Raw genomic sequence first — 2,998 nt, forward strand, 5'->3', positions numbered from 1 at the left:
ATTTTTTGAATATATAGGTTCATTACCTGTATTCATAAGCATGAAACAACCTGTACCATAAGTGCTTTTTACTTCGCCTGGTTCAAAACATGTTTGCCCAAAGAGTGCAGATTGTTGATCTCCAGCAGCACTCGCAATTGGTATTGCTGTACCAAAAAACTCAGGATTACTCTCTCCATATACACAACTCGATGGTTTAACTTCAGGTAACATACTCATTGGAATTCTAAATATACTGCAAAGTTCCTCGTCCCATTGAAGTGTATTAATATTAAATAATAGTGTTCGTGAGGCATTAGAATAATCTGTTACATGGATGCTGCCTTTAGTAAGCTTATATATAAGCCAACTGTCAACCGTACCAAAGCAAAGCTTACCTTGTTCGGCATGTTTACGAGCACCTTCTACATTATCTAATATCCAACGTATTTTAGTAGCAGAAAAATATGGATCAAAGATGAGACCAGTACTATTGTGAACCTTTTCCTCGATTCTGGGATATTCAGCCCTAAACTTATCAACAAGCTCAGTTGTGCGCCTACATTGCCACACAATTGCATGGCAAATAGGTTGGCCTGTTTCACGATCCCAGACTACAGTTGTTTCTCTTTGGTTTGTAATACCAATTGCAGCGATATCACAGGCATTAGCATCAATACGTACTAAAGCGTCACGCGCAACTGAGAGTTGTGATTGCCAAATTTCATTAGCGTCGTGCTCCACCCAACCTGGTTCAGGGAAAAACTGAGTAAGCCCCTTTTGAGCCATAGAACGGATACTTCCCTGTTTATCAAACAAAATACACCTATTACTAGTAGTGCCAGCATCAAGTGCCATAATATATTTTGCCAACACGACCACTTCCAGAATCAAGGCAATTTTTACAAACTAGCCGGATGGATAATCTCCAAGAACTTCAGACACGGTCAAAACTTGAACAAGATAAAATATTTCATATCACTATGATTTAAACGCACTCTTATAAATCATACGAGCGTCTTCCATATTAAGTATCTTAAAGCTACCGAATGACTTACCTTGATTTTCATGCAAGCCAATAATAAACTTATCTATATCTGTATGGACAAATCCAAATTCATCAAGATACTGTGGCATACCAAGAGAAATGAAGAACTTCTGCACTATATCAATAACTGAAGAGGCATCCGCAAGATCATCACCTGTAGGAACAAATCCAAAAACCCCACGTCCAAAATCTATAAACCTACGTGGATTAGCATCACACACATAACGCATCCAAGCTGGAAAAATAACGGCAAGCCCCGCACCATGAGTAACCGTAGGCTTAACCGCAGAAAGCTCGTGCTCTAGCGCATGCGATCCCCAGTCTTCTTCACGCCCAATCCCGGCAAGACCATTATGGGCAAGAGTTCCTAACCACATAATATTAGCACGTGCATCATAGTCTGTTGGATCACGAATAAGTTTAAGCGCTTCGGATCTTACTGACCGTAATAAAGCAAGCGCAATTGAATCAGTGGAAATAACATCTTCAGAACAAGAAAAATAACGTTCCATGATATGTGCGCAAATATCAGTGATACCCGAAAAAGTTTGCCAACTAGGCAAACTCATTGTAAGCACCGGATCCATAAAAGCCACTTGAGCACGAATTAGATCACTCGTAATAGCACTTTTAAGCCCAACCTCATCATTTGAAATAACGCAAGAATCAGAGGACTCAGAACCTGAAGCTGGAATTGTTAAAATGACTGCAATAGGAAGAGCATTAGAAAATTGCATATGTTTACTAGGATCAAAAACGTTCCAAACATCACAGGTAAGCTTTGCACCAATCGCAATTGCTTTAGAACAATCAATTACTGAACCACCACCGACCGCAATAATTAGATCCACATTATTGGATCGGGCAAGTTCAACTCCCTGACGGACAACCGTAATTTCAGGATTAGGACGTACTCCACCCATTTCTATATGAGCAATACCAGATGTTTCTATTGCATAAAGGACTTTTTTAAGAAGTCCGCTTTTAACAACATGCCCACCACCATAAACTACAAGTACTTTTTTATAGTTCATCGAGCTAGCCCATTGGCCAACTTCTTTTTCCGCATCTTTACCAAAAACAAAACGTGTCGGAACAATCCAGCTAAAGTCTCTCACAAGTATTCTCCTATCTAGAATAAGTTCTCATATAGATAGAATCTGGACCAGTGGACATACCTTATCGCTGGTCCAAAAAAAAATGAACATGCACTTAAATTGCTTTAAAACTCTAAACAGTCTTTTCTGCTGTAAGTTTGGGACAACCCCATTTCTTAGCCACCTTATCAACTATAGGAGGCACTATAATGGCAGTAATCACTACAGCAGCAGCAATTTGAGTAGTTGCGCTAGCCACATAAGGTTCCCAAGAAGGGTCAATGAGGGCTACTGCTGCAGGAGAAGCAATTGTATTTCCAGCAGCACTTGCTAAAGCAGCTCCTGCATAGCCTGGACGCTTTAGAATGAACTTGTCAGCAAGTAATGCTGCTCCACCGCCGATGAAGAATACCATGCATGTTAAAACAAGGCCTGATGGACCAGCTTCAATAACTGATCCAAAGTTAATACCAGCACCTATACAAAAACCCACGAAAGGTACAACAAGTCCAGCTCCTACAGAAAAGAATTTACGCATATCTTCATCAAGATTACCTAAAATACAACCCACAATGAGTGGCACAATAGCTGCGAGCAAAGATAAGAAGGGAATATTAGCCATCCCAGATGCTCCTAAGGTAAGAAGAGCAAGAAAAGGACCATCATGGATGTTCATGACTGATTGCGCTGCCGTATCCTCAGGATCCCCATACTCCCCCATCAGCGAGAGATAGAGCGAACCATTAGCACCTGTAACTGAACTAATAATTGCTAAAACAGAAACACCAAGTACCCCTGCTTTTCCAAAAAACGTGCCAATTAAAAGACCAAGGATTGCTCCTGCTGCCCATTTAGCAAGTAGTAGAACACCACC

Annotated in this window: 3 protein-coding genes; all 3 read right to left on the minus strand. The window is 40.6% G+C overall.

Annotated elements, in window-relative coordinates; all coding sequences use genetic code 11:
• On the minus strand, positions 1–852 hold an 852-nt coding region (locus Q7P22_RS09180), incomplete at its 3' end, for an FGGY family carbohydrate kinase (protein WP_369695515.1).
• Positions 853–960: 108 nt separating this feature from the next.
• Positions 961–2,145 carry an iron-containing alcohol dehydrogenase gene (locus Q7P22_RS09185; protein WP_303863477.1) on the minus strand — a complete coding sequence of 395 codons (1,185 nt, stop codon included), beginning with the start codon at positions 2,143–2,145 and terminating at the stop codon, positions 961–963.
• 112 nt (positions 2,146–2,257) lie between these two features.
• The coding region (locus tag Q7P22_RS09190) for a 2-keto-3-deoxygluconate permease (RefSeq protein ID WP_303863480.1) at positions 2,258–2,998 on the minus strand (741 nt) is incomplete at its 5' end.

This window comes from Alkalibaculum bacchi (assembly GCF_937875145.1).
GTDB lineage: Bacteria > Bacillota > Clostridia > Eubacteriales > Alkalibacteraceae > Alkalibaculum > Alkalibaculum bacchi_A.